The 25,974-nt window shown below is 69.3% G+C and carries 25 protein-coding genes; 10 read left to right on the top strand and 15 right to left on the bottom strand.

Features of this window, described 5'->3' with window-relative positions:
• Nucleotides 1-88 precede the first annotated feature (88 nt).
• The 4 genes from ABZZ22_RS23535 to cobA all read right to left on the bottom strand — a co-directional run bounded on the left by ABZZ22_RS23535 (nt 89) and on the right by cobA (nt 2,914).
• Nucleotides 89-892, bottom strand: coding sequence for an RNA methyltransferase (locus ABZZ22_RS23535; RefSeq protein WP_354936738.1), 804 nt, complete (start codon nt 890-892; stop codon nt 89-91).
• A 3-nt stretch (nt 893-895) separates the two neighbouring features.
• Complete coding sequence (locus ABZZ22_RS23530; RefSeq protein ID WP_354936735.1) at nt 896-1,216, bottom strand: helix-turn-helix transcriptional regulator; 321 nt, start codon at nt 1,214-1,216, stop codon at nt 896-898.
• Between the two features lie 10 nt (nt 1,217-1,226).
• Nucleotides 1,227-1,565, bottom strand: coding sequence for a type II toxin-antitoxin system RelE/ParE family toxin (locus tag ABZZ22_RS23525; protein ID WP_354936732.1), 339 nt, complete (start codon nt 1,563-1,565; stop codon nt 1,227-1,229).
• Between the two features lie 122 nt (nt 1,566-1,687).
• Entirely contained in the window at nt 1,688-2,914 is a 1,227-nt protein-coding gene (gene cobA, locus ABZZ22_RS23520) for a uroporphyrinogen-III C-methyltransferase (RefSeq protein WP_354936729.1), read from the bottom strand.
• Between the two features lie 69 nt (nt 2,915-2,983).
• Here cobA and ABZZ22_RS23515 point away from each other — a divergent pair, with 69 nt between their 5' ends.
• Nucleotides 2,984-3,511 carry a YbhB/YbcL family Raf kinase inhibitor-like protein gene (locus ABZZ22_RS23515; protein ID WP_354936726.1) on the top strand — a complete coding sequence of 176 codons (528 nt, stop codon included), beginning with the start codon at nt 2,984-2,986 and terminating at the stop codon, nt 3,509-3,511.
• A gap of 48 nt (nt 3,512-3,559) precedes the next feature.
• Here the strand turns inward: ABZZ22_RS23515 and ABZZ22_RS23510 are convergent, their stop codons facing one another.
• The 3 genes from ABZZ22_RS23510 to ABZZ22_RS23500 all read right to left on the bottom strand — a co-directional run bounded on the left by ABZZ22_RS23510 (nt 3,560) and on the right by ABZZ22_RS23500 (nt 6,156).
• Nucleotides 3,560-4,222: a response regulator transcription factor gene (locus ABZZ22_RS23510; RefSeq protein ID WP_354936723.1), complete on the bottom strand. Its 663-nt coding sequence runs from the start codon at nt 4,220-4,222 to the stop codon at nt 3,560-3,562.
• 117 nt (nt 4,223-4,339) lie between these two features.
• Nucleotides 4,340-4,984 (bottom strand): FMN reductase, encoded by a 645-nt coding sequence (locus ABZZ22_RS23505; protein WP_354936720.1) that lies wholly within the window; start codon nt 4,982-4,984, stop codon nt 4,340-4,342.
• Nucleotides 4,981-6,156, bottom strand: coding sequence for an LLM class flavin-dependent oxidoreductase (locus tag ABZZ22_RS23500; protein WP_354936741.1), 1,176 nt, complete (start codon nt 6,154-6,156; stop codon nt 4,981-4,983). The genes ABZZ22_RS23505 and ABZZ22_RS23500 overlap by 4 nt, the downstream gene beginning before the upstream one ends.
• Nucleotides 6,157-6,304: 148 nt before the next feature.
• Between ABZZ22_RS23500 and ABZZ22_RS23495 the strand changes: the two genes are divergently transcribed.
• The 3 genes from ABZZ22_RS23495 to ABZZ22_RS23485 are packed head-to-tail and all read left to right on the top strand — an operon-like array spanning nt 6,305 to nt 8,895.
• Entirely contained in the window at nt 6,305-7,126 is an 822-nt protein-coding gene (locus tag ABZZ22_RS23495) for an ABC-2 family transporter protein (RefSeq protein ID WP_354936717.1), read from the top strand.
• Nucleotides 7,119-7,946, top strand: coding sequence for an ABC transporter permease (locus tag ABZZ22_RS23490; protein ID WP_354936714.1), 828 nt, complete (start codon nt 7,119-7,121; stop codon nt 7,944-7,946). Before ABZZ22_RS23495 ends, ABZZ22_RS23490 begins: the two co-directional genes overlap by 8 nt.
• Nucleotide 7,947: 1 nt before the next feature.
• A complete protein-coding gene (locus ABZZ22_RS23485; protein WP_354936711.1) occupies nt 7,948-8,895 on the top strand; it encodes an ATP-binding cassette domain-containing protein in 948 nt (315 codons plus the stop codon).
• 40 nt (nt 8,896-8,935) lie between these two features.
• Here ABZZ22_RS23485 and ABZZ22_RS23480 read toward each other — a convergent pair whose 3' ends face one another.
• The 3 genes from ABZZ22_RS23480 to ABZZ22_RS23470 are packed head-to-tail and all read right to left on the bottom strand — an operon-like array spanning nt 8,936 to nt 13,200.
• Nucleotides 8,936-10,321, bottom strand: a complete 1,386-nt coding sequence (locus ABZZ22_RS23480; protein ID WP_354936708.1) for a condensation domain-containing protein — start codon at nt 10,319-10,321, stop codon at nt 8,936-8,938.
• Entirely contained in the window at nt 10,302-11,783 is a 1,482-nt protein-coding gene (locus tag ABZZ22_RS23475) for a condensation domain-containing protein (RefSeq protein WP_354936705.1), read from the bottom strand. Before ABZZ22_RS23475 ends, ABZZ22_RS23480 begins: the two co-directional genes overlap by 20 nt.
• Before the next feature lie 31 nt (nt 11,784-11,814).
• Entirely contained in the window at nt 11,815-13,200 is a 1,386-nt protein-coding gene (locus tag ABZZ22_RS23470) for a condensation domain-containing protein (protein ID WP_354936702.1), read from the bottom strand.
• A 310-nt stretch (nt 13,201-13,510) separates the two neighbouring features.
• Here ABZZ22_RS23470 and ABZZ22_RS23465 point away from each other — a divergent pair, with 310 nt between their 5' ends.
• From ABZZ22_RS23465 to ABZZ22_RS23450, 4 genes are all read left to right on the top strand, one after another.
• Nucleotides 13,511-14,863 carry a hypothetical protein gene (locus ABZZ22_RS23465; RefSeq protein ID WP_354936699.1) on the top strand — a complete coding sequence of 451 codons (1,353 nt, stop codon included), beginning with the start codon at nt 13,511-13,513 and terminating at the stop codon, nt 14,861-14,863.
• A gap of 43 nt (nt 14,864-14,906) precedes the next feature.
• Complete coding sequence (locus ABZZ22_RS23460) at nt 14,907-15,848, top strand: alpha/beta hydrolase (protein WP_354936696.1); 942 nt, start codon at nt 14,907-14,909, stop codon at nt 15,846-15,848.
• A 164-nt stretch (nt 15,849-16,012) separates the two neighbouring features.
• Entirely contained in the window at nt 16,013-17,686 is a 1,674-nt protein-coding gene (locus tag ABZZ22_RS23455; protein ID WP_354936693.1) for a BCCT family transporter, read from the top strand.
• 346 nt (nt 17,687-18,032) lie between these two features.
• A complete protein-coding gene (locus tag ABZZ22_RS23450) occupies nt 18,033-19,646 on the top strand; it encodes a BCCT family transporter (RefSeq protein WP_354936690.1) in 1,614 nt (537 codons plus the stop codon).
• A gap of 45 nt (nt 19,647-19,691) precedes the next feature.
• Here the strand turns inward: ABZZ22_RS23450 and ABZZ22_RS23445 are convergent, their stop codons facing one another.
• The 5 genes from ABZZ22_RS23445 to ABZZ22_RS23425 all read right to left on the bottom strand — a co-directional run bounded on the left by ABZZ22_RS23445 (nt 19,692) and on the right by ABZZ22_RS23425 (nt 23,640).
• The gene (locus ABZZ22_RS23445) at nt 19,692-20,360 is read right to left on the bottom strand and encodes a nitroreductase family protein (protein ID WP_354936687.1); all 669 of its coding nucleotides are present in this window, start codon (nt 20,358-20,360) and stop codon (nt 19,692-19,694) included.
• Nucleotides 20,361-20,410: 50 nt separating this feature from the next.
• A complete protein-coding gene (locus ABZZ22_RS23440; RefSeq protein ID WP_354936684.1) occupies nt 20,411-21,172 on the bottom strand; it encodes a sulfite exporter TauE/SafE family protein in 762 nt (253 codons plus the stop codon).
• A 14-nt stretch (nt 21,173-21,186) separates the two neighbouring features.
• Entirely contained in the window at nt 21,187-22,266 is a 1,080-nt protein-coding gene (locus tag ABZZ22_RS23435) for an SPFH domain-containing protein (protein ID WP_292649634.1), read from the bottom strand.
• Nucleotides 22,267-22,312: 46 nt separating this feature from the next.
• The gene (locus tag ABZZ22_RS23430) at nt 22,313-22,774 is read right to left on the bottom strand and encodes an NfeD family protein (RefSeq protein WP_292649636.1); all 462 of its coding nucleotides are present in this window, start codon (nt 22,772-22,774) and stop codon (nt 22,313-22,315) included.
• A gap of 68 nt (nt 22,775-22,842) precedes the next feature.
• Nucleotides 22,843-23,640 carry an ABC transporter ATP-binding protein gene (locus ABZZ22_RS23425; protein ID WP_354936679.1) on the bottom strand — a complete coding sequence of 266 codons (798 nt, stop codon included), beginning with the start codon at nt 23,638-23,640 and terminating at the stop codon, nt 22,843-22,845.
• A gap of 63 nt (nt 23,641-23,703) precedes the next feature.
• Here ABZZ22_RS23425 and ABZZ22_RS23420 point away from each other — a divergent pair, with 63 nt between their 5' ends.
• Nucleotides 23,704-24,474, top strand: a complete 771-nt coding sequence (locus ABZZ22_RS23420; RefSeq protein ID WP_354936676.1) for a hypothetical protein — start codon at nt 23,704-23,706, stop codon at nt 24,472-24,474.
• Between the two features lie 34 nt (nt 24,475-24,508).
• Nucleotides 24,509-25,753 (top strand): phosphoserine phosphatase SerB, encoded by a 1,245-nt coding sequence (serB, locus tag ABZZ22_RS23415; RefSeq protein ID WP_179658310.1) that lies wholly within the window; start codon nt 24,509-24,511, stop codon nt 25,751-25,753.
• The last annotated feature ends 221 nt before the right edge of the window (nt 25,754-25,974 follow it).

Below are 25,974 nucleotides of genomic sequence, written 5' to 3'. Positions count from 1 at the left end.
GGAGAGGGAGAGCGCGCCGAGCGCACCGATGCCGACGCCGGTCAGCGCGGTGACCAGCGTCGTCGCCCACAACTACAGTCTCGGCGGGTTAGCGGCGGGCGGTGACGTAGCAGGCGACGGCGGTGGCGGCGGCTACGTTGAGGGAGTCGATGCCGGCGGACATCGGGATGATGGCGCGGCGGTCGGAGGCCTGCTGCCAGCGCGGGGAGATGCCGTGGCCCTCGGAGCCCAGGACGAGGGCGACCTTGTCGACGCCTTCGACGGCCTTCTCGATGTCAACCGCGTCGTCGGCCAGCGTGAGGGCGACGGTGGTGAAGCCGGCGGCGGAGAGGGTCGGGAGCGCTTCGTACCAGTCCGGCAGGCGGGTCCACGGCAGTGCGAAGACGGCGCCCATCGCGACCTTGATCGAGCGCCGGTAGAGCGGGTCGGCGCAGCGGGGTGCCAGCAGCACCGCGTCGAACCCGAGCGCCGCGCCCGACCGGAAGATCGCGCCTACGTTGGTGTGGTCGACGATGTCCTCGAGCACGAGCACCGAGCGGGCACCCGCGAGCACGGAGTCGACCGACGGCAGCGGTCGCCGCTTCAGCGACGCCAGCGCACCGCGGTGCACATGGAACCCGGTGACCTCCTCGGCCGCCTTCTCGCTCATCACGTAGCACGGCGCATCGGTCGTGGCGAGCACGTCGGAGAGCCCGTCGAGCCACTTCGGTGCCATCAGGAACGACCGCGGCTCGAAGCCGCCCGCCACCGCGCGACGTACGACCTTCTCCCCCTCAGCCAGGAAGAGGCCCTCGGACGACTCCATCGACTTGCGCAGCTCGACGTCGCGCAGGTCGCGGTAGTCGGCGAGCCGCGGGTCGGCTGGGTCGGAGATCTCGATCAGCTCAACCATGGGTCAGGCGACCTGCACCGAGTCCTTCATGTCCCCGGGCACTTCCTCGGGGAAGGAAAGGACCAGGTGGCGTCCGAGTGCGGTAGCAACCCGGGCCAGGGTGTCGATCCGGTTGCGCGCCCCGCCGCCTTCCTCGAGTCGGGAGATGACCGACTGCGTCGTGCCCATCCTCGAGGCCAGCTCGCGCTGACTCAGCCCTGCTTCCGTACGCAGGTCGTAGATCAGCTGGCCGAGAGCAAGATCCTGCTCGACGCTCGCCCGGATATCGTCGGACGGAGCCGGACGCTCGGACCGAACCTCGGACCAGCGGGAGTAGTTCGCCATCGTTGCTCTCCTAGGGATAACGCCGAGCACATTCGGCTGCGGCCTTCCGGGCCCTGGCGACCTCACCGCGCTCATTGTCTCGTTGCTTGTGAACGGTCGTCAGAAGAATGATCCGTGCGTCGTTCGTGAATCTGTAGGTGATCCTGCGGGCAGTCGACCCCAGAGTGAAGCGGAGCTCGAAGAGCCCCTCGCCCAAGCTCCGCGAGAGCGGCCTCCGGGCACGAGGGCCCATGTCCGCCAGCCGATCCACGATCACCACGACCCGCCCCCACTCTTCATCACTCAGAGAGTCCAGCCATCTCACGACCTCGTCGTGGAGCTCGACCTCCATTCTCATGATCGCATCCATGCGATCATCGCACAAATGCGATCAACGAGAGGCAGTTCACCGCTACGACAACGCGCCACATCCATGCGTCGACCGTAGGCGCCTACTCATGGCAACGAGTCGACGCCGCGCCGACCCGAATACTAGAAGGAGTCCGGGTGGGCGACGCGGACGACCTCACCGATGACGATGATCGCCGGGGGCTGGACGTTCTCGTCGACCAGAACCTTCTCGAGGGTCTCGAGAGTCGCCAGGACCGTACGCTCCGTGGGCATCGTGCCGTCGCAGATGACCGCGACGGGGGTGCCCGGGGCGCGGCCGCCGTCGAGCAGGGCGGTCGCGATCGCGGGAGCGTTTTGGACGGCCATGAGGAGTACGAGGGTGCCGCCCAGACCGGCGACGGCGGGCCAGTTGGTCAGCGAGGTGGGGTCGTCGGGCGGGACGTGGCCGGAGATGACGGTGAACTCGTGCGCGACGCCGCGGTGGGTCACGGGGATCCCGGCGACGCCGGGCACCGTCACCGGCGAGGTCAGGCCGGGGATGACGTGCACCGGGACGCCGGCCTCCCGGCAGGCCAGGACCTCCTCGAAGCCGCGCCCGAAGATGAAGTTGTCGCCGCCCTTGAAGCGCGCGACCGCCTTCCCCGCCTTGGCCGCCTCGACGATGATCCGGTTGATCTCCTCCTGCTGCGCCGAGCGGCCACGGGGAAGCTTGGCGACGTCGACGAGCTCGACGTCGGCGGGCAGCTCGGAGAGCAGCTCTCGCGGCGCCAGCCGGTCGGCGACGACGATGTCGGCCTCCATCAGGGCCTTGCGCCCGGCGACGGAGATCAGCCCTGGATGTCCCGGACCGCCACCGACCAGGGTCACTCCGGCCACCCGCTCACGCTCATGCGGCGCCATCAGCTCACCGGAGCGCAGGCCGTCGAGGATCCGGTCGCGAACACCCGCGGAGCGCCGCGGGTCACGGTTGGCGAGCACAGCGATGGTCAGGTCGCCGTCGTGGCCGGTCGCCGGGGTCCAGGCGGTGGCCTGCGTGCCGTCGTCGGAGCGTACGCAGAAGATCCGACGCTCCTCGGCGGCGACCGAGACCGCTTCGTTGACGTCGGCGTGCTGGGCCGCGGCGATGACGTACCAGGCGCCGTCGAGCACGTCGGCCGAGAAGCGGGCCTGGTGCCAGGTGATCTCGCCCGAGCCGAGCAGGCCCTCGAGCGCGGGCGTCAGCGACGGCGAGACGACCTCGACCCGCGCCCCCGCGGCGATCAGAGCGGGCACCCGCCGCTGCGCGACTCGGCCACCGCCGACGACGACCACCCTCCGCCCCTCGAGGATGAGGCCGGCGGGGTAGGGAACGACGTGCTCTGAACTCATGGGTACATCCTCGCCCAACACCCGGGCGTGCCCTGACAACGGGTCGATTCGCGGACTACGTTGGTGAACATGGCACTCGATCGCCCGGTGAAGCCGGATCCCTACTCGCTCATGCCCGCCCTCCCCTCCTTCACGCTGACCAGCGCGGACGTGTCGGATGGCCAACCGCTGAAGCAGGACCAGGTCCACGACGGCGGCAACACCTCCCCGCAGCTCGCCTGGAGCGGAGCGCCGGAGGGGACGAAGTCGTACGTCATCACCTGCTTCGACCCCGACGCGCCCACCCCCAGCGGGTTCTGGCACTGGGCGCTGGTCGACGTCCCCGCCGACGTGACCGAGCTCCCCGCCGGCGCCGGTGCCGGGAGCGCCGAGCTTCCGGGCAAGGCGTTCCACGTCGCCTCCGACTTCGGCACCAAGGAGTTCGGCGGTGCCGCACCTCCTGCCGGCGACCAGGTCCACCGCTACTACTTCGTGGTCCACGCCGTCGGCGAGGAGACGCTGGGGGTGAACGACGAGGTCACCCCCGCTGTCGTCTCCTTCAACCTGGCCTTCAAGGCGCTGGCCCGCGCCGTCCTGGTGGGCACCTACCAGCACTGAGACGCGCGTGGGGCCCGGGTCACCCGGGCCCCACGCGACTCAGCAGTCTCAGGAGAGATGGGTCAGCGGCGTCGGCGTACGTCGATGCTCGACGTCGGAAGACAGCCCTAATGCGAGGAACATCTCGCTCAGACACTGCTCGAACTGCCGTCGTCCGCTGAACAGCCTGCCGATGATCGCCCGCTCGGGAAACCCGGCGTGGATCAGGCCCAGCACCTCACTCTGCCGCATCGTCAGCCTCCCCATCGCCTCGGCATCGGCGTCCGGCGACGCCTCGACCATCCGCGAGATGACCTCGGGGTCGACGACGACCTCACCCGACGCCACTCGGCCGACGACGTCGAAGAAGTGCGGGACGGTGCGTACGCGTGACTTGCGCAGGTAGCCGAGGCCGCCGGTGCCGGTGCTGGCGAAGGCCGAGGCGGCGTAGGCCGTGTCGACCGAGTCGGCGAGCACGACGATGCCCATCTCCGGCACCTTCTCGTGCAGCCGGAGCGCGGCTCGGATACCCTCGTCGGCCAGACCCTCACCCAGCCGCGCATCGGTCACCACCAGCGTCGGCAGCGTGTCGGTGGCGGCCTGGATGAGCCCCTCTGCGTCCGCGGCGTCGGCGACCACCTGGTAGCCACCGCGCGCAAGCAGGGCCGTGAGTCCAGCACGAAGGAGAGGCGACTCGTCGGCAACGACGACGCTCGGCTCATAGCTGTGCACAACGGCTCCGCTCGCAGTTCGGGGTAGCGGTCGACACGCATTCTGTCGCACGCCACCGCAAACCCCCGGGATCTCGCGCCCCGTGTTCGCACCGACGCCCCCGAAAGAAACCGCGGGTCAGAACTGCTGCGGCCCCTCGGAGGCGCGTTTGAGCAGCGTCTCGAATGAGGTCGGACTGGCGAACTCGTCCTCCACCAGCGCCCGCTGGGGTGCCGGGCCGGGCGCGGCATCGGAGACGGCCAGCAGAGCGGCCAGCTCGGCGGCAGCTCGGTCGACCCGCTTCGCGAGCTCCGGGCCCCCGGCGAAGTCCTCCGTCGCGGCGAACACGCCGGTCGGCACGACCACGGCGTGCAGGTAGGCGAAGAGCGGCCGCAGCGCGTGCTCGAGCACCAGCGAGTGCCGGACGGTGCCGGCCGTCGCGGCGACCAGCACCGGCTTGGCGTCGAGAACGCCCTGCTCGAGCACGTCGAAGAACGTCTTGAACAGGCCCGAGTACGACGCAGAGAAGACCGGTGTCACCGCGATGACGCCGTCGGCACGGCGCACCTGGTCGATGGCCGCCTGGAGCGCCGGCTTGGCGAACCCGGTGAGCAGGTTGTCGGTCAGCTCGTGGGCCAGGCCTCGCAGCTCGATGTGCTCGACCTCGACCTCGGCGCCCCGGGCCTGCACGGCCCGGGTCGTCGCCTCGCCGAGCATGTCGGCGAGCAGCCTGGTCGAGGACGGGACCGAGAGTCCCGCGGAGACCACCACGATCTTTGTCACAGCTCCCCCTCGAGGACCTTGGCGACCTCAGGGTCTTCTAGGTCGCGGTCGGACGAGCCGGTGGCGGAGTCGACCTCGGCGTAGACGGTCGAGTCCTTCCCGCCGCCGGCCTTCGCCACCAGAGAGGCGTGGGTCGGGGCGTCCGGGACACCGGGCTTGCGGAGCTTGGCGAACTCCGCGCGCAGGGTCGGAAGGATCTCGCCGTAGAGGTCGAGCTGCTCCAGCACCGTCTTCAACGGCAGCCCGGCGTGGTCGAGCAGGAAGAGCTGGCGCTGGTAGTCACCGACGTACTCACGGAACGAGAGCGTCCGCTCGATGACCTGCTGCGGCGAGCCGACGGTCAGCGGGGTGGCCTCGGAGAAGTCCTCCAGCGAGGGTCCGTGGCCGTAGACCGGCGCGTTGTCGAAGTAGGGCCGGAACTCGTCGACCGCGTCCTGGGAGCTGGGCCGCATGAAGAACTGCCCGCCCAGACCCACGATCGCCTGGTCGGCGGTGCCGTGGCCGTAGTGCTCGAAGCGCTGGCGGTAGACCTGCACCATCTGCTTGGTGTGCGAGGCCGGCCAGAAGATGTGGTTGTGGAAGAAGCCGTCGCCATAGTACGCAGCCTGTTCGGCGATCTCCGGCGAGCGGATCGAGCCGTGCCAGACGAACGGAGCCACCCCGTCCAGAGGCCGCGGTGTCGAGGTGTAGCCCTGCAGCGGCGTACGGAACCGGCCGGACCAGTCGACGACGTCCTCGCTCCACAGCCGGCGCAGCAGGGCGTAGTTCTCGATCGCCAGGTTGATGCCCTGGCGGATGTCCTTGCCGAACCAGGGGTAGACCGGGCCGGTGTTGCCGCGGCCCATCATCAGGTCGACACGGCCGTCGGTCAGGTGCTGGATCTTGGCGTAGTCCTCCGCGATCAGCACCGGGTCGGTGGTGGTGATCAGCGTGGTCGCGGTGCTCAGGATGATGCGCTCGGTCTGCGCGCCGATGTAGGCCAGCGTCGCAGTCGGGTTGGAGGCGATGAACGGCGGGTTGTGGTGCTCACCGGTCGCGAAGACGTCCAGGCCCACCTCCTCGGCGTGCTTCGCGATCTCGACGGTCGCCTTGATCCGCTCGTGCTCGGTCGGGGTCCTGCCGGTCGTCGGGTCCGTCGTCACGTCGCCGACGGTGAAGATGCCGAACTGCATACCCATGTTCCCTGCCCCTTTCGTGGCCCGAGACTCTCTCGATCCACGGTAGTTGAAATCCGAACTACTCGGCAAACAGTCGCCCGACCAACGTTATTCCAGGAAACCCCTTGGCGTACGCGGGCCCCGTTGTGCCAACGTACGTCAGATGTCCGGGCCGCTGCATCCACAGATCAGCCTGTACGCCGCGATCGCGACCCGGTCCTTCCGCCGCTACTCCACCTACACCGCGGCCACGTTCGCCGGGATCTTCACCAACTCGGTCTTCGGGATCATCCTCAGCTTCGCCTATCTGGCGCTGTGGGAGCAGAACCCGTCGGCCGGCGGCTACGAGGCCGCCCAGGCCGTCACCTTCGTCTGGATCGGGCAGGCCCTGCTGATGACCGTCGCGCTGTGGAGCGGCGGCTCGACCGACGACCTCGCCGAACGGATCCGCACCGGCGACATCGCCGTCGACCTCTACCGCCCCGTCAGCGTCCTCGGCTGGTATCTCGCCGCCGACCTCGGCCGCGGGCTCTACCACTTCGCGACCCGAGGCGTGGCGCCGGCGATCGTCGGCGCCTTGCTCTTCGGGCTCGTCGCCCCCTCCCCCGCCGGCGCGGCCGCGTTCATGGTCAGCGTCGTCCTCGCCGTGGTGGTGAGCTTCGCCATCCGGTTTCTCTTCGCCGCCAGCGCCTTCTGGCTCCTGGACGCCACCGGGCCGCGGGTGCTGCTGAGCGTGCTGGCCACCTTCTTCAGCGGGCTGACCCTGCCCCTCAACCTCTTCCCCGACGGTCTACGCCAGGTCGCGCTCGCCCTGCCGTTCGCCTCCTACATCCAGACCCCGGCCGACATCTGGCTGGGTCGCCACACCGGGCTCGACATGATCGCCGCGATCGGGCTGCAGGTGCTGTGGGCGGTCGTGCTCCTGGCGACGTGCGCTCTCGTGCTGCGCGCGGCGACCCGGAGGGTGGTGGTCCAGGGTGGCTGATACCGACACGCCTGCGGCTTACCTCGCTCATGCGGTTCGCTCCTACTGGCTCATCGCGCTGCTGTGGATCCGGGCGGCGATGGCCTATCCGGTCTCGTTCTGGACGATGTTGGTCGGGGGCGTGCTGATCACCTTCCTCGACTTCGTGGCGATCTGGCTGATGTTCACCCACGTCGACACCTACGGCGGCTTCACGCTGCGCGAGATCGCGCTGCTCTACGGGCTCACCTCGATCGCGTTCCGCGTCGCCGACATGCTGGTCGGGAGTGTGGAGAAGATCGGCCAAAAGGTACGCAGCGGGGACCTCGACGCGATGATGACCAAGCCGGTCCCGGTGCTGGTGCAGCTGTGCGCCGACCGGTTCGAGCTGCGCCGGCTCGGCCAGATCGCCCAGGGTGTCGCGGTCTTCGCGTGGGCGGCGCCGATCGTGGACTGGACGCCGCAGCGTCTGTTCGTGCTCGTGGTGGCGCTGCTCTCCGGCGTGGTCATCTACTTCTGCGCGTTCGTGACCTTCTCGACGGTCCAGTTCTGGACCACCGACGCCTCGGAGTTCGCCAACGCCTTCACCTACGGCGGCAACACGATCATGCAGTATCCGATGACGATCTTCCCGCGCGAGGTCGTCAGGTCCTTGACCTACCTGCTGCCGCTGGCCTTCGTGAACTGGTACCCGTGCCTGTTCCTGCTCGGCCGCACCGACCCGTTCGGCTCCCCGGACTGGTTCCGCTTCGCCTCGCCCCTGGCCGCGCTGGTGCTGGTCGGCGTCACCACGCTCGTGTGGCGCCAGGGGCTCCGTCGTTATCGATCCACCGGGAGCTGATGTGGCACTGATCGAGGTGCGGGACCTGTCCCGCGAGTTCACGATCCGCAAGCGTGCGGGTGCCTTCAGACGTACGTCCGTGGTGAAGCACGCCGTGCACGACCTCTCCTTCGACATCGAGGCCGGCGAGATGGTCGGCTACATCGGCCCCAACGGCGCGGGTAAGTCGACCACCATCAAGATGCTGACCGGGATCCTGGTGCCTTCGTCCGGGCACGTACGCGTCGCCGGGCTCGAGCCCTCACGACAGCGCCGCGAGCTGGCCCGGCGGATCGGGGTGGTCTTCGGGCAGCGTACGTCGCTGTGGTGGGACCTGCCGCTGCGCGACTCCTTCGAGCTGCTGCGGCGGATCTACCGGATCCCGGACCAGACCTTCCGTCGCAACCTGGAGGACCACGTCGCGCTGCTCGACCTCGGCGATCTGATGGACACCCCGGTGCGGCAGCTCAGCCTGGGCCAGCGGATGCGCGGTGACATCGCCGCGGCGCTGCTCCACGACCCCGAGATCCTCTACCTCGACGAGCCGACGATCGGTCTCGACGTGATCTCCAAGGGGCGGCTGCGCGAGTTCCTGCGGGCCCTCAACCACGAACGGCGCACGACCCTGATGCTCACCACGCACGACCTGCAGGACATCGAGGCGCTGTGCGACCGGGTCATCGTCATCGACCACGGCACCGCCGTCTTCGACGGCCCGCTGCCCGCCCTGCGAGCGACCGGCGACGCCTCCCGTACCCTCGTCGTCGACCTCGTCGACGAGGCCTCCCCGATCGCGATCGAGGGCGCTCGGGTCGTGAATGTCGAGGGCCCCCGCCAGTGGCTCGCCTTCCCCGCCGGCGCCTCCGCCGCGCCGCTGGTGGCGCAGGTCGCCGCTGCGTACGACGTCGCCGACCTCTCCATCCACGAACCCGACATCGAAGACGTCATCCGACAGCTCTATCTGCGCTGAGTCGGCTCATCCTGACCAAGATCTCCGCCGAGTCGGCTCGTCATGACGCGCCGACTCGGCGATGGTTTTGGTCAGGATGCGCCGACTCGGCAGATGTTCCGAGCTCTACGAGCGTGTGCTCCAGCCGGTCCAGGAGCCCGCTGACCGACGCCGAGGCGGTCGCCGTGTCGGGATGGCGGATCCGGACGGCGAGGCCGGTGTGAGTGCGGGAGAACCAGATCTGTACGTCGTCGGCCAGAGCCGAGGCGGAGATGTGCTGCGCGTCGCGCTCGAGGTGGGCCGAGCCGCCGGGGACGTGGCGGTAGTCGATCCAGGAGACGACGAAGACGTCGTAGCGGGTCTGCACCAGTGGCTCGGGGAGCGAGCCGATGACCTGGTCGAGCGGCACCGACGCGAGGCGTACGCCATGACGGACCGCCTCGCCGGCCTCGGCCAGACCGGCGGCGGTGAGCGAGGCGGGCACGGTGAGCGGGACGGTGGTGGTGTACCAGCCGATCGATCTGGTCAACGGCTCCGCAAAGCGGGTGGAGACCGGCGCCAGTGTGTCCAGCCGCTCACCGCCGCCGAGATCCGCGATCGCGGTGGCGAGGGCGGCGAGGACGGCGCCGTAGGTCGAGGCACCGCTCCTGCGGGCGCGGGAGCCGATGCGGTCCATCAGGGCAGCGTCGGCCAGCGGAGCCACGACAGTGGCCTGGGCAGCCCGTTCCCCCGACTCGAGGCCGAGCGGCAGCGGGAAGGTCGGCAGCTCGTGGCCGCGGCGGCCGAGGTAATCGCCCCAGCCGCGCAGCAACGGGTCCTCGGGGTCGACGCGTGCGGGTCCGTCGTAGCCCTGCTCGACCGCCTCCAGGAACGATCCGACGACCGGCAGCGCGGGCTCGGCGCCCTCGGCGAAGGCGGCGTAGAGGTCTGCGAGCTCCTCGACCGCGACGGCGACCGAGTGGGCGTCACAGTGCAGGTGGTCCATACCGAGGACGATCGTGGAGCGGTCCGCGCGGGAGATCGCGGCCGGGAGGAAGGCGGGATAGCCGAGCGGTGCGCACCGCTCGTCGAGGGCGGCACGCAACGCGTCCCGCGTCTCCTCGCCGGATCCGGTGGGACCGACCGAGGTGAGCGACCATGTCAGCGCGGCTGGTCGGTGCCGACGGGCCCGTAGACCCTCAGGCCCGGCGATGACCTCGAGCTGGAGGCTGCTGTGGCGGGCCACGAAGGCTCGCCAGGTGCTCGTGAGCGCGACTGGGTCGATCGGGCCGTCGACGTCGAAGGCCGCTGCCAGCCAGACGGTCGGCGCCCCTGCCATGGCTCCGGCGAGATGGTTGCGCTGGTTGAGCGAGAGCGTCGCCGGCGCGCCGCTCGCCGGCGCGGAGACGTCCCAGCGCAGCAGCGTTCCCGGCCGCGGCGCCCACAGGTCAGCGGTCGTGACCAGCATGCTCGGCCCCGGTGGGCTGGCCGGCAGGGAGGTCTCGACAGGCTCGACCACCGGACGCGGCGGCCTCGACGGGACGTACCGACAGGCCGAGATCGGCGAGCACGTCATGGACGGCTTCGAAGTAGGTCGCGACGGCGCTCCCGCCCGGCTCGGTGTCAGGGCTCTGCGTGGCCAGCTCGAAGCGGTCGGCGAAGCGGTTGACCCACAGGTTCGCGTTGGCGGTGCGCCCCTCGCCGGTGAAGTGCAGCCCGGTGTCGAACGGCACGGTCCCGGCGCCGGGGAACTTGCGCACGTCGAGATAGGAGACCATCTGCGGGCTGGTCAGCTCGCTCGGCGAGAGCACCCCGCCGGCGACCATCGCGCCCAGAGGGACGTGGACCGGGGTCCGGGCCAGCTCGCGGGCGGTCCCGAAGGCGACCTCCGCCGCGCGCACGGTCTCCGCGAAGGTCTCCCCCAGAGCCAACGAGACCGGGCCGAAGTTGCAGAACCAGCCGTGCGACGTCGCGGTCTGCGGCGACCGCGTGCCCAGCACGGTGATCCCCAGATAGTCCGAGCTGCCGGTCAGACGCTGCTCGGCATGGGCGAGGAGCGCGAAGACACCGCTGGTGAACCTGCCACCGGCGGCACGGCAGAGCTCCTCGAGCGCGTCCACCTCGGCACCCTCGAGAGCGGTCCAGCGGCGGATCCGGACCGGCGCGGTCTCGCCCGCGGACAGTCCCAGGGAGACCGGGAACCGCGGCAGCCGCCCGCCGTGACGCGAGACGATGTCGACCCACTCGCGCACCGCCGGTGTCTCCGAGTCGCACTCGGCGGCCAGCCGCTGTTCGTCGGCTGCGTACGTCACGAAGCTGCCCGCCTCGGGCAACGGCTCGACGTCGGCCCCCAGCGCTTCGGCATAGGCGGCACCGAGCTCGGCCGGGACCATCAGCTGCGAGGCTCCGTCGGTGAAGGCGTGGTCGCAGCCCCAGAAGTAGGTGAAGCCCTCCTCGTGCACGATCGCGCCCAGGAGGAACGGCGTCCAGGAGTCAGGACGGCACTGCTCGTCCCACAGGCTGACCAGCAACGACTCCCAGCCGGTCGACCAGTCGGCAGGCGCCTCGACCTCGACGGCCTCGAACGCGATCGCCTCGGTCGGCACGAGCCGCCGCACGGGCGCTTCCCCGGAGAGGTCGAACCAGGTCCGCAGGCCCTCGTGACGACGCACGAACGCGGTCAGCGCCGCAGCGTAGGCAGATTCGAAGAAGTCGGCGTCGAACTCGCCCGCGGTGCCGGTCCAAGCCCGGTGCGCTCCGCCGGCAGCGACCTTGGCTCGATAGGCGTCGAGATGGTCGGCCTGCAGGAACGAGGGTGCGCCGGGCGAGACCGGCGCGGCGTCGGCCGCGGCCTGACACTCCGGGGTCGGGCGCAGCACGACCACTCGGCCGGGCCTCGGCGCCAGCTCCGCGAGCGCCCCGATCCTCATGCCGCCGTCTCCGTCGTCAGCCCGCGCTCGCTCATGCCGTCCCCTCCAGCTCAGCGGCCTCGGGATGCGCGATCTCGTCGACGAGCGCGCTCATCCCGCTGATCAGGCTCCGTACTACCCGCTCGGCGGCGACCGTCTCCGGGTAGCGCGTCGAGACGTTGAGGCCGTCCCGGTCACGCACGAGCCACAGGTAGACCTCGTCGTCGGCACGGACAGGGGCCCGCAGCGTACGCGCCTGCCAGTCGTTCCAGCGCTCGGCTCCGGGGGTGAAGCGGGTGTCGACGAAGGTGACCACGAAGTGCGGGGCGTCGTCGACGTCGAGTAGCTCCGCGACCCGCGCGAACGGCTGCCGGACCAGCGGCTTCGACTCCGCGAGCGCGGCCTGGACGCGGGCAGCGACCTCGGGCAGCGTCTCGGCGCCGGTGATGTCGAGGGTGACCGGCGCGAGGCCGACGTACCAGCCGACGGCGGTGGCGTACTCAGCGGTGTGGCGGGTGTGCATGGGCGCCACGAAACGCATCCGCTCGACGCCGTGCTGGGCGCGCAGGACGTAGGCCATCGCGCCCATCATCCCGGCCTGGAACCCGACGCCGACACCCTTGCACAGCTCACCCAGGACTCGTGCCTGACGGTGGTCGCCGAGCCACTGCGACAGGCCGGCCTGCGGCAGCGGTGCCGCAGAGGCGGCTACGTCGGTGATGCCCGGGACCGGGAAGTCGGCGAACCGCAAGGTGCCATCAGAGGTCGTCAACCAGTCGCGCCAGGCCCGCACCGACTCGCTCTCCACCGACATCGCCTCACCGGTGACCCGCTCGTCCGCGGCGTGGTCGAGGTGGCTGCCGGCCGCGGTCTCGGCCAGCTCCGCGAACGGCTCGCCGGCCCGCGCCCGCTCGTAGAGCGTGGCGATCTCCTCGAACCAGAGCAGCTGGGAGTAGGCGTCCATGACTCCGTGGTCGGCACCGAAGGCGAGGGTGAAGCCGTCGGCATCGGCCACCGTCACGAACACGACATAGGGCCAGGCCTTCGGGTCGATGTGATCGGAGAGGAGGTCCGAGAGGCGGGACCGGGCGTCCGTGGCGTCGAACCAGCCCAGGCCGGTGGCGCGCACCGACACGTCGGCAGGGGCGACCGTACGACGCCGGCGGCCGGCCAGGGTCTCCTCGGCGGTGCCGCGCAGCGCCTCGTGGCGTCCGATCCAGGCCCGCAGCGCGAGGTTCAGCGCCGCGTGGTCGAGCGCCCCGGGCAACCGCATGATCGAGCCGATCCAGGCACCAACCTCGGCGGTGTCGAGGTGCAGCTCGTGGTTGTGGGACAGCCGGCGGTCGTCGTCGCTCCAGGCGCTCGGCGACGCGGTGGGGATCCACGCGGTCGCCTCGCCCGGGGGTACGTCGTACGCGGACAGCTCGGTGTACTCCATCGGAGGTGGAGTTCCTCTCTGAGGTGGGGGCTCGTTGCGGCAAAGGGCCATCTCAGGAAGCTGAACGAACCTCAAGAACGCCGTAGCCCGAGAAGGCGACCCGCCTGTGACGACAGCAGATGTCCTCACATGTCGGTGTCCATTGTGCACACAGCACAGCCCCCGAACTCGACCCTCTCGGACGTGGGAATCACCACACGACCTTTGCTATCCCTGGGGGTTTACATGAGATGCCAACTTCGATTTACTCCCCCTGCGCGCGCCATCGCCCCGCCTTCGCCCGGCCGCCCGCCCTATCTCGAGGACCCCCATGCCCGCTGCCACCCGTGCACCGATCGACAACTCCGGCCGCCTGCAGTTCGCCGATGACCTCTTCGCCCGACGCCATCGCGGTCTCGGCAGCCCGATCGCCAACCAGTGGATCTGGCGGCTCGACGATCCCTACGACGCCGACCGGCTCCGTCACATCGCCGCCGGCCTGGCCGAGGGCGGGCTCTCGCGGAGGCTGCACCGGGCGAGGCTCCCGGGCGCCCGCGACCTGTGGACCAACGCCGATGGGGAGCCGTCGATCGAGCTCTACGACGAGACCCTCCCGGCCGGTGAGATCACCGACTGGCTCCAGGAGCGCCACGGCGACCACCTCGACCCGCACGAGGGCCTGACCCACCGGCTCACCGCGATCAACCTCGACGACGGCACCTCGGTCGTCTCGCTGCTGCTCGCCCATGCGGTCGGCGACGGCGGCTCTGTGCTGGACGCAGTCTGTCGGGCCTCGCGCGGCGAGCCGCTGCGCCTTCCGCCCGCGCCCACCACGGGCTGGCACCGGCTTCGCGCCGAGGCGGCCGACAGCCGCGCGCAGTGGCGCGCGGTCCGGGACTGGGCCAAGGCACGTCACCGGGCCAAGAAGGACGGCACCGCCGCAGTCGCCGCCAAGGCGCCTCGCGTCTACCCGACGACCACCCCGAACCCGGACCCGGCAGCCTGGCGGATGCCTCGGATGATCGCCGAGTTCGACACCGAGACGATGACGAAGATCGCCGCCGAGCACGGCGGCTCGACCAACGCCTGGTTCATCAACGTGGTCGCCGACCTGCTCGTCCGCATCGATCATGTTCCGGTCGACCGTGGCGACGTCCCGGTCTCGCTGCCGATGAGTGACTTCCAACCTGGGGACGTACGCGCCAACTCGACGCGCGTGGCCATGGTCGAGGTGCCTCGCGACGTGCTGGACAGACGAGACCTCGCCGAGATCAAGAAGCTCTCCAAGGCGGCCTACATCCGCCTCGGCCAGGCGGGGCCGGGCCTCGTGCCGGTCCCGCTGGCGATGATGCAGATGCTCCCCGACGCGGTCCTCGACAGGCTCCCCCAGCCGCCGGCCGCGGCGTGCATGGCCTCCAACCTGCCCCGGCTCCCCGACGACTACCGCTATGCGATGGGCGAGAACGTAGGCCTCGTGGCCGGGCTCGCCGGTTACCAGAACGCGACCGCCCAGGACGCCTACGACGCCGGCGGCGGGATCATCTCCTGGCTGATCCAGTCGGGGCCGCGTACGACGCTCAACCTGGTCGCCGCCGAGCCCGACCGGATGCCCGACCTGGGTCACCTGAAGAACCTGGTCGTCGAGGAGCTCGGCTCGTGGGGCCTGCCCGTCGAGGTGTGGTGACCGTATGCGGCTCACTCCTGGGTTCTGGTGAGAAGATACGTTCATGACGATCGACGTACTCGGTGAGCCCTACACAGTCGAGACCATCGAGCTCTCGGACGACTTCGAGGGCACGGTCGTGGCCACGCTGGTCAAGCGGGACGCCGACGGCGACGCGAAGGGTGCCGTCCTCTACGTCCACGGCTTCTCCGACTACTTCTTCCAGAAGGAGTACGCCGAGTGGTGGACCGCGCGCGGCTACGACTTCTACGCCCTGGACCTGCGCAAGTACGGTCGCTCGCTCCTCGAGCACCAGTCAGGGACGTACATCGGGGATCTCTCCGAGTACTTCGACGAGATCGACGCCGCCTGGGAGCGCATCACCGAGCGCGACGGTCACTCCCACATCATGCTCAGCGCCCACTCCACCGGCGGGCTGACGGTCTCGCTGTGGGCTCACGACCGCCAGCCCGACGCCTTGGCCGGGATGGTGCTCAACTCCCCGTGGCTCGACCTGCAGGGATCGTTCCTGCTGCGGGAGCTGGCAACGCCGGTGGTGCGCCGGATCGGCCACCGAGCCCCGATGCGTGAGCTGGGTCGTGACGTGAGCGGCTTCTACACGATGTCGCTCCACGTCGACCACGACGGCGAGTGGGAGTTCGACCTCGGGCTCAAGCCGGTGGGCTCCTACCCGATCCGGCTCGGCTGGCTCAAGGCGATCCGCGACGGCCACGCCAGGCTCCACCGGGGCCTGGACGTGAAGGCGCCCGTGCTGGTGCTCTCCTCCGACCGTTCCAGCAAGCCCAAGGCGATGGGCGAGATCGTCCACTCCACCGACATCGTGCTCGACGTGCGCCAGATCCGCCGCTGGTCGACCGCCATCGGCCGCCACGTCACCTATGTCGCGGTCCCCGGCGCGAAACACGACGTGATCCTGTCTCGCCCCGATGTCCGCAAGCAGGCGTACGCGGAGATCGAGCGCTGGCTGGCGGCGTACGGGGTCTGAGGGCGGGGCGGAGGCCTGTCCAGCGGGGGTCAGAGGGTTTCTATTGGATAACAGATCTCATCTGAACTGCCGAAACAGGCGGGGAGGTCTTCGGACCGGCTCCTACCCGAGTACGGTGATGGCGCTTCGTACCCAACACGAGAGACGTCTCAATGACCGATCAGATGAGTACAAACCCTGGCGGCGCTACGCCCGAAGAGCATGTGCCCCCAACCACGAAGCCGCTGATTCCCAAGCCGTCGGTATTCTTCCCCGCCGCGGGACTGCTGGTCGTCTTCGTGGTGGTCACCGCTATCTGGCCCAAACAGATGGGCGGCTGGATCGGCGACGCGAACAGCTCGGTGATCGGCAACCTCGGCTGGTGGTACATCGCCATCGTCACCGGCTTCGTCTTCTTCGCCCTCTGGATGGCGCTCTCCCCCCGGATCGGCAGCATCGTCCTCGGCAAGGATGACGAAGAGCCGGAGTTCCACCTCAGCTCGTGGTTCGCGATGCTCTTCGCGGCGGGCATGGGGATCGGCCTGGTCTTCTGGGGCGTCGCCGAGCCGCTCAACCACTTCACCTCGCCGCCACCGGGGACGGCACCGGACACCCCGGCCGAGCGTGCGCGTACGGCGATGGACGTCACCTTCCTGCACTGGGGCCTGCACGCGTGGGCTATCTACGTCGTGGTCGGTCTCGCCGTCGCGTACGCCGTGCATCGGCGCGGACTGCCCATCTCGATTCGCTGGGCGCTCGAGCCGCTGCTCGGCGAGAAGCTGGTCAAGGGCTTCCTCGGCGACGTCATCGACGTGATCGCCATCCTCGGCACCCTCTTCGGGGTCGCGACCTCGCTGGGCCTCGGCGTCAGTCAGATCGGCGCGGGCTTCGGCTACCTCGGCTGGGTCGACGAGCCTGACAAGTGGCTGCTCATCGGCCTGATCATCGTGATCACCGCGATCGCGCTGGTCTCGGTGCTCACCGGCGTCGACAAGGGCATCAAGTGGCTCTCGAACATCAACATGGGCCTCGCCGTGGGGTTCGTGGTCTTCATCCTGATCGTCGGCCCGACCGTCTTCATCCTCACCGACTTCTTCACCCAGATCGGCTCCTACCTGCAGAACTTCTTCTCGTTGGCGTTCAACGGACGCCCCTTCGAGGAGGACGGCGCCGCTTGGGTCGGCGGGTGGACCACCTTCTACTGGGGCTGGTGGATGAGCTGGGCGCCCTTCGTGGGCGTGTTCATCGCGCGCATCTCCCGGGGCCGCACCGTCCGCGAGTTCGTCGCCGGCGTACTGCTGGTCCCGTCCCTGGTCACCTTCCTGTGGTTCTCGGTCCTCGGTGGCACGGCGATCTACCGGGAGATCTTCCAGGGTGGCGGCATCGTGGACGCGGAGGCGGGCGTAGACACCAATACCGCGCTGTTCCAGCTGCTCGATGTGCTGCCGGGTGCGGCGGTCACCAGCGTCGTCGCGATCGTACTGATCGTGATCTTCTTCGTGACCAGCTCCGACTCGGGCTCGTTCGTGGTGGACATGCTCTCCACCGGCGGCGATCTCAACCCGCCCCGATGGAGCCGGGCGTTCTGGGCATGCATGGAGGGCGCGATCGCCGCTGTGCTGCTCTACGTGGGCCTCACCGCCCAGGCAACCGACCCCGACGTCAACCCGTTGGGTGCACTCCAGACCATGGCGATCCTGTTGGCGCTGCCCTTCAGCATCGTGATGGTGGGTATGTGTATCGCCACCGCCAAGGCCCTGCTGGCTGAGGCTCGGGTCGCCGAGAAGGAGGAGCGCCGCTGGCTCGCTGAGCGGGTGGCACAGCACCTGCGCGAGAAGTCGGACGCCACGAAGGACTAGCTTCGTCAGGCCTCGCTCGAGGCTTTGGGCGGCACTCCGGGTCCCGGGGTGCCGCCCTTCGTCGCTACCACCGCGGTGGGCCCCTGCGATCGGAAAGCAAAGGGCCTGCGAGTTAGGGTGCTTGGGTTCCAGATCCCTCAGCGGAAGACAACAGTGTGACTTCTGACAAGAAGACAGACGGTCGGAATCAATCTGATCATCAAAAACCCACCGGCCTCATCAAGTCCCCCACAGGCGACGTGGTGCCCCACCCCGCACTGGACCTGCCGATCTCGAGCGAACAGGACCGCCGCAAAGGCATCGACTGGGTCGTCTTCGTATTGCTGCCGCCATCGCCATCGCGTTCATGGCTTGGGGCTTCATCAATACCGACGGATTGAGCTCGGTAGCCAACAACGCCCTTGGCTGGGTGCTGGACAAGGCCGGCTGGTTCTTCGTCCTGACTGCCAGCGGTTTCGTCATCTACATCATCTGGCTCGCCGTCAGCAAGTACGGCAACATCCCCTTGGGCCGCGACGACGAGAAGCCGGAGTTCAAGACGGCTTCCTGGATCGCGATGATGTTCAGCGCCGGCATGGGCATCGGCCTGATGTTCTACGGCGTCAGCGAGCCGATCTCGCACTTCGTCACTCCACCTCCGGGCACCGGCGAAGCGGGCAACCCGGAGGCCATCCAGACGGCCATGGCGACGACCATGTTCCACTGGACGCTGCACCCGTGGGCGATCTACGCGGTCGTGGGTCTGGCGATCGGCTACGGCGCCTACCGCAAGGGTCGCGTCAGCCTGATCTCCTCGGCCTTCACGCCGCTGCTCGGCAAGAAGACCGTCGAAGGGCCGGCGGGCAAGGCGATCGACATCTTCGCCATCTTCGCGACTCTGTTCGGTTCCGCCACCTCGCTCGGCACGGGCGCGATCCAGATCGAGAGCGGCCTGCGGATCGTGGCCGGGCTCGGCGAGGTCGGCAACAACGTCCTCATCGGGATCATCGTGGTCCTGACGATCTGCTTCGTGATTTCCGCGGTCTCGGGTGTGGCCAAGGGCATCCAGTGGCTCTCCAACATCAACATGGTGCTGGCTCTGTTCCTCGCGGTGTTCCTGTTCGTGGTCGGCCCGACGGTCTTCATCCTCGACCTGATCCCGACCTCGCTCGGCACCTACATCGGTGACCTCGCCCAGATGTCGGCACGCACGGGTGTCGGCGGCGCGGAGACCTCCGCGTGGCTCGGTTCTTGGACCATCTTCTACTGGGCCTGGTGGATCTCGTGGACGCCGTTCGTCGGCATGTTCATCGCGCGGATCTCGCGTGGTCGCACCATCCGGCAGTTCGTCGCCGGCGTGCTCCTGGTCCCCAGCGCGGTCAGCGTGATCTGGTTCGCCATCCTGGGTGGCACCGCCATCGACCTGCAGCGTGACGGCGCGGTCGACATCGCCGGTCTCGGCGGGGTCGAGTCTCAGCTGTTCACCACCCTCGACCAGTTCCCGCTGGCGACGGTCATGAGCGTCCTGGTCATGGTCCTGGTGGCGATCTTCTTCGTCTCCGGTGCCGACGCGGCCTCGATCGTGATGGGCACGCTCTCCGAGCGTGGCGTCGAGGAGCCCAAGCGGCCCACTGTCATCTTCTGGGGTGTCGCGACCGGTGTCGTGGCCATCCTGGGGCTGATCGCCGGTGGCGCGGACGCGCTCTCCGGTCTGCAGACGATCACGATCGTGGCGGCGCTGCCGTTCACGGTGATCATGGTCGGGCTCGCGGTCTCGCTGCAGAAGGACCTGCAGACCGATCCGTTGATCGTGCGTGGACAGTACGCCGCGGAGGCGGTCGAGCAGGCCGTCATCACCGGTGTCACCGAGCACGGCGACGACTTCGCGCTCGCGGTCGTCGAGGACGACCACAGCAACGGCTCCAGCTCCGAGGCCGCCTCGGCGTCCGAGCCTGGTGAGGCTCCGTCCGACAAGGGCTGATCCTCGAAGAACTGAGCTGATGGCGGGGTCCCTGGGACCCCGCCATCAGTCGTCTGTCAGTGGCTTCCCTGCGTACGTCTCCAGGGTGACGAACTCCTCGACCGGCTGCCGGCTGAGCCTGGTGAGCTGCTTGACCGGCTTCCCCAGCGGGACGACCGCCGCGACGGCGTAGCCCTCGGGAGCGCCGAGAAGGTCGAGGAGCGCCGGCTCCTCCGCGACGGCCATCGTAGTGATGACCCCGCCGAAGCCCTCCTCGTGCGCGGCCAGGAGGGTGTTCCACACCAGCGGGTAGACCGAGGCGCCGGAGACGACCCCGACGCGGTCGAGCTCGGAGTCGATGGAGGCGACCACACCGAGGTCGACGAGGAAGACGAGCACCACCGCAGCGGTGAGCAGCGGCTCGGTCATCGCGCGCGGGACCCGGGTCGCGGCGATCTGCTCCTCGGTGACCGCGCTCGGGTGAATGGTGTTCCACGGCATCTCCCCCGCCGACTGCTGCGCGAGGTATCTGCGAGCACCCGTCGCGCTCAGCTCGACCAGACGCTCGCGGTTCTCCTGGCTGCGCACGACCACGACGTGGGCGCCCTGCCGGTTGCCGCCGGAGGGCGCGAAGCGGGCGTTGTCCAGGATCCTGGCGAGGACCTCGTCGCTCAGCGGGTCATCGGTGAAGTCGCGTACGGCATGGGTGGTCCGCATCGCCTCGTAGAGCTCCATGGGACCTATCCCATCAGACCCGGCCCAGCCCCGGGCAGCGCCAGCCGGGGTCAGTCCAGCAGGAAGGCGACCAGCGCCGTGACGCCGACCACGACGATCACACCGCGGAGCACGTTGGGCGGCAGCCGACGGCCGATCCTCGCGCCGAGCAGGCCGCCGATCGTTGCACCCACGGCGATCAGCGCTGCGATCGTCCAGTCGACGTCGGCCACGAGGGCGAAGAGCAGCCCGGAGATCCCGTTGGCGATCGCGACCAGGACGTTCTTGAGCGCGTTGAGCCGCTGCAGCGACTCGGCGATCCCGATCCCGATGATCGCGATCATCAGCACGCCCTGAGCGGCACCGAAGTAGCCGCCGTAGACGCCGAGCAGAGCGACCGCCGGCCAGACCCACCAGCGTTCGCTACCATCGTCTGGCAGGTCGCCGTGTCGCTTGGCGACCCACTGGGAGATGCGCGGCCCGGTGATCACCAGGACCACCCCGAGCCCGATCAGAACCGGGACGATCGCCTCGAACGCTCCCGCCGGCAGCACCAGCAGCAGGATGCCGCCGACCGCGCCGCCGATCAGCGCCGCGACCCCGAACCGCAGGATCCGGGCGCGCTGCCCGGCGAGCTCACGACGGTAGCCCCAGGCGCCGGCCAACGAACCCGGCACCAGGCCGATCGTGTTGGACACGTTGGCGACGACCGGAGGTACGCCGAACGCCAGCAGGGTCGGGAACGTGATCAGCGTCCCCGACCCGACAGCGGCATTGATGGTGCCCGCCCCCACCCCGGCGAGCAGGATGAGGGCGGCTTGGAGAAGATCCACTCAGTCTCCGGACACTATTCCGTCGGCTCGACGGGAGGCTTCGGCCGGTTGGGGGCCTGCGCCTCCTTGGCCTCGGCGAGCGCCTCCTTGACGGCGGCGGCCGCGGAGGACTGCTCGAGGTCGATCGTCGGCTCGGCAGAGCCCATGTCGACGCGCTTGACCGGGCCCTCGACCTCGTCGGGGATGCCCTGGAGGCTGTTCATCGTCGACCCGAGGCCCTCGAGCGCCTTGCCGATCTCGCTCGGGACGATCCACACCTTGTTGGCGTCGCCCTCGGCGATCTTCGGCATCATCTGGAGGTACTGATAGGCCAGCAGCGACTGGTCGGGACGGCCGTCGTGGATCGCCTGGAAGACGGTCTGGATGGCCTGGCCCTCACCCTGGGCGCGCAGGATCGCGGCCTCACGGTCGGCCTGCGCCGAGAGGATCTGCGACTCACGCTGACCCTCGGCGTTGAGGATGGCGGACTGCTTGTTTCCCTCCGCCGACAGGATCGCGGACTGGCGCTGACCCTCGGCGGTGAGGATCGCCGCCCGCTTGTCACGGTCGGCGCGCATCTGCTTCTCCATCGCGTCCTTGATGGACATGGGCGGGTCGATCGACTTGATCTCGACGCGCTTGACCTTGATGCCCCAGCGGCCGGTGGCCTCGTCGAGCACGATCGAGAGGCCGGTGTTGATCTGCTCGCGGCTGGTCAGCGTCTCCTCGAGGGTCATGCCACCGACGATGTTTCGCAGAGTCGTCATGGTGAGCTGCTCGACGGCCTGGATGTAGTTGGCGATCTCGTACGTCGCGGCGACCGGGTCGTTGACCTGGAAGTAGATGACCGTGTCGATCGAGACGGTCAGGTTGTCCTCGGTGATCACCGGCTGCGGCGCGAACGCGACGACCTGCTCACGCATGTCGATCATGTAGCGCACCTTGTCGACGAACGGGATCACCGCGTTCAGACCGGGGTCTCGCTTCGACTGGAACTTGCCGAAGCGCTCCACGATGCCGACCCGCGCCTGCGGGATGATCTTGATCGTCTTGGCCAGCGTGGTGATAACCAGCACCGCCAAGATGACCAGTAGGGCCAGGATGATGCCACCCATTGCCAATCAGTCCTTGTCTAGTTCAGTTGCGTCAGTTGCCCGAGAGCTACAGGGTCCCGAGCTCCGGGAGAGGATGGACGTACGCGGTCGCTCCTCTGATCTCGAGGACCTCGACCGGCGTGCCGGGCGCGATCACGAGGGTCTCGTCGTAGGGCTGAGCCGTCCAGATCTCGCCGTCGAACTTGAGCTGCCCAGGTTTGTGGGCGCTGATCTCGACGGTCGAGACGGCCTGGGCACCGATCATCTTCTCCGCGCCGATCTGGATCTCCGGGCCGTTGTGGAGCCGTTTGGCCAGCCCGGGTCGTACGACCGCGAGCATGGAGACCGAGACCACCAGCGCGACGATCGCCTGGAGCACGAAGCTGTCGGTGAACGCGCCAGTCAGTGCGCCCGCGAAGGCGCCCGTGGCGAGCATCAGCAGGATCAGGTCCAGGCTGAAGAGCTCGCCGACGACGAGCAGCGCCCCGAGTCCCGTCCAGAGTGCCCAATCCCAGTCCTGCCAGTCCATGGCGTCACCCTATCCACACAGACCACACCTTGTGGGGAGGTTCGGGTACCGACTTCTTAACGTTCGGTCTACCGGGTGTGGCGGGCGCGGCGCTTGGCCCAGTAGCGGCCCTCGCTCTCCTCCAGCTCGAGCGGCATGCCGAAGGTCTTGGAGAGGTTGGCCGAGGTCAGAGTGTCCTGGATGAGCCCCTGGGCAGTGATCCGGCCGGCCCGCATCATCAGGACGTGGCTGAAGCCGGGCGGGATCTCCTCGACGTGGTGCGAGACGAGCACGGTGGCCGGGCTGTCGGGGTCGTAGGCGAGCGTCGACAGCGTGGAGACGAGATCCTCACGTCCGCCCAGGTCGAGACCGGCCGCAGGCTCGTCGAGGAGCAGCATCTCGGGGTCGACCATCAGGGCCCGGGCCAGCTGCACGCGCTTGCGCTCGCCCTCGGAGAGGGTGCCGAACCGGCGCTCGCCGAGGTGCTTGATGCCGACCTCGATCAGCAGCTCCTGGGCACGGTCGTGGTCGAGGTCGTCGTAGTGCTCGCGCCAGCGCCCGACGACGCCGTAGGAGGCGCTCACCACTACGTCGCGGACCAGCTCGTTGCGCGGGATCCGGTCGGCGAGCGCTGCGGAGGTGAGTCCGATGCGCGGGCGCAGCTCGAAGACGTCGATGCTGCCGATCTGCTCGCCGAGCACCTTCACGGTGCCCGAGGTCGGATGGAGCTGGGCAGCGGCGGCCTGGAGCAGCGTGGTCTTTCCGGCGCCGTTGTGGCCCAGGACCACCCAGCGCTCATCCTCTTCGACCACCCAGCTCACAGAGTCGAGAAGGGCGTTGCCCCCGCGGCGTACGGTGACGTCGGTGAACTCCAGCACGGCTGCCATGGCGGCAAATCTATCGGCAGGGGTGCTCGGCCTCGGGGATAGGGCCCCTTAGGGTGAACGGCTGTGAGTGTCGAGGATTCTGAGCCCGTCGCGGCGACCCCGGAAGGGCTGCGCCTGGCGTGGTGGGTGACGGCCTGGCTGCGGGGCGAGGCGGTCACCGACCTGGTGCTGGACGCGGTGATCGGGCCCGACGCGACCCACACCGTCAGCGGGCTCGCGGCGCTCGGGCTCGGCGGGGCCGAGGGAGTCGCGGACACCTTGGTGAGCGGGCTCGGTCGGCTGCGTACGGAGGGGGCGACCGCCCTCGGGGTGGCCTTCCCGGCCGAGGGTGACCCGGTCGGACTGGGTGGGCCGAAGGCCTTCAACGACGCCGCCCTCGAGGCCGGCGAGGCCGTGGTGAGCGATGCCGGCGTCGGGCTCGTGCCGGTTCGGGTCGGCGCGGTCCTCGAGTGGCAGGCGTACGCCGCCCAGCGCCGTCAGCTCCCTGACGTCGGCGAGGCCGACCGGGCTCTCCGGCTCGCGCTCAGTGAGTCCGCGACGGCGCTCGCCGAGCTCGACGTCGCCCGCTGGCGGCCCGAGGTCGCCGACCGGTTGATGAACCTGCGTCACCGGCCCGCGCTGGCGGAAGCCCCTGGGGTGCCGGCGCGGTGCGTGGAGCTCGCGGCCCGTGGCGTACAGGCTCGGGAGATCGTCGCGGTGGCGCTGGAGGACGACGGCGGCGCCGTGTCGGCCGCGGAGATGCTCCGGCGGCGCGAGGCGCTCGTCGGGCTCGACCGTGCGGCCCGGAGAGCGCTCACCGCGGCCGGATCGCCCGAGGTGTGGCCGCCGGACTGAGACACCGGCTCGGGCTCCACTATCCTTTGCAGCGATGACCGAGGAATTCGACGCGCTGGAGCGGCGTCCCGACACCCTGCTGATCACTCTCGCCGGAAACGACCGTCCCGGGCTGACCTCGGCCACCTTGGCGACGCTCGCACTGGCCGGGGTCGACGTGGTCGACCTCGAGCAGATCGTGCTGCGGGCGCGGCTCGTGCTCGGGCTGCTGGTGACCGCGCCGGCCGACGCGGCGAGCATCGACGCACTCAAGCACGCGATCGAGGAGACCGCCCACGCCCTCGACATGACCGTCGAGATCGAGGAGGGCGTCGGCGACACCCCGCGCGAGCCGGCCGACCGCGCCCGGGTCACCGTGCTCGGGCTGCCACTGAAGGCGGCCGCGTTGGCGTCTGTGACACGCACCATCGCCTCGGCCGGCGGCAACATCGACCGGATCATCCGGCTGGCCCGCTACCCGGTCACCGCCTTCGACCTGCACGTCTCCGGCGCCGCACCCGACGAGCTGCGGGTGACCCTGGCGGCAGAGGCCGCCGCCCAGGGCGTCGACATCGCGGTGCAGCCCGCCAACCTGGTCCGCCGCGGCATGCGCCTGATCGTCATGGACGTCGACTCGACCCTGATCGACGGCGAGGTGATCGAGATGATCGCCGCCCACGCAGGCTACGAGAAGGAGGTCGCCTCCGTCACCGAGGCGGCGATGCGCGGCGAGCTCGACTTCGAGGAGTCGCTGCGCGCGCGTGTGAAGTATCTCAAGGGTGTCCCCGCGACCGCGCTGGACGAGGTCTATGCCGGGCTGCAGCTGAACCCCGGCGCGCGGACGATGGTCCGCACCCTGCGCCGTCTCGGCTACCGCTTCGCCATCGTCTCCGGTGGGTTCTCACAGATCACCGACCGGCTGGCGGCCGACCTCGGCATCCACTACGCCCGCGCCAACGAGCTCGAGATCGTCGACGGCGTGCTCACCGGCGAGGTCGTCGGCGAGGTCGTCGACCGGGCAGGCAAGGCGCGCGCGCTCCGCGAGTTCGCCGCCGAGATCGGCATCCCTGAGGCCGCCACCGTCGCCATCGGCGACGGCGCCAACGACCTCGACATGCTCGCCGCCGCCGGCCTCGGGATCGCCTACAACGCCAAGCCCGCGGTGCGATCGGCCGCCGGGACCGCCATCAACGTCCCCTACCTCGACACGATCATGTACCTCCTCGGCATCTCCCGCGAGGAGATCGAGGCCGCCGACGCCGAGGCCGGCATCGTCACCCCCGCCCCTCCCCTCATCTGAAGAGCCCGCCCCGCCGAATCAGTAGAAACGGCGCGCCGAAACTGTAGTTCTGGCGAGGCGAGTCAGCAGTTGTGGCGGGCCGAATCTGTAGTTATGGCGTGCCGAGAGTGCACTTCTGGCGTACCGAATCGTCACCGGACCAAGCTCGACGAGCTGGCCACCCCGTCCCGGTCGAAGGCGCCGATCCATCCGCAGTACCTCGCTCGGTTGGTCGACCAGGC

The organism is Nocardioides sp. NPDC006273, assembly GCF_040613495.1.
Lineage (GTDB): Bacteria > Actinomycetota > Actinomycetes > Propionibacteriales > Nocardioidaceae > Nocardioides.
The sequence above is the reverse complement of the archived record's forward strand: the minus strand, read 5'-3'. Positions and strand labels throughout refer to the sequence as shown.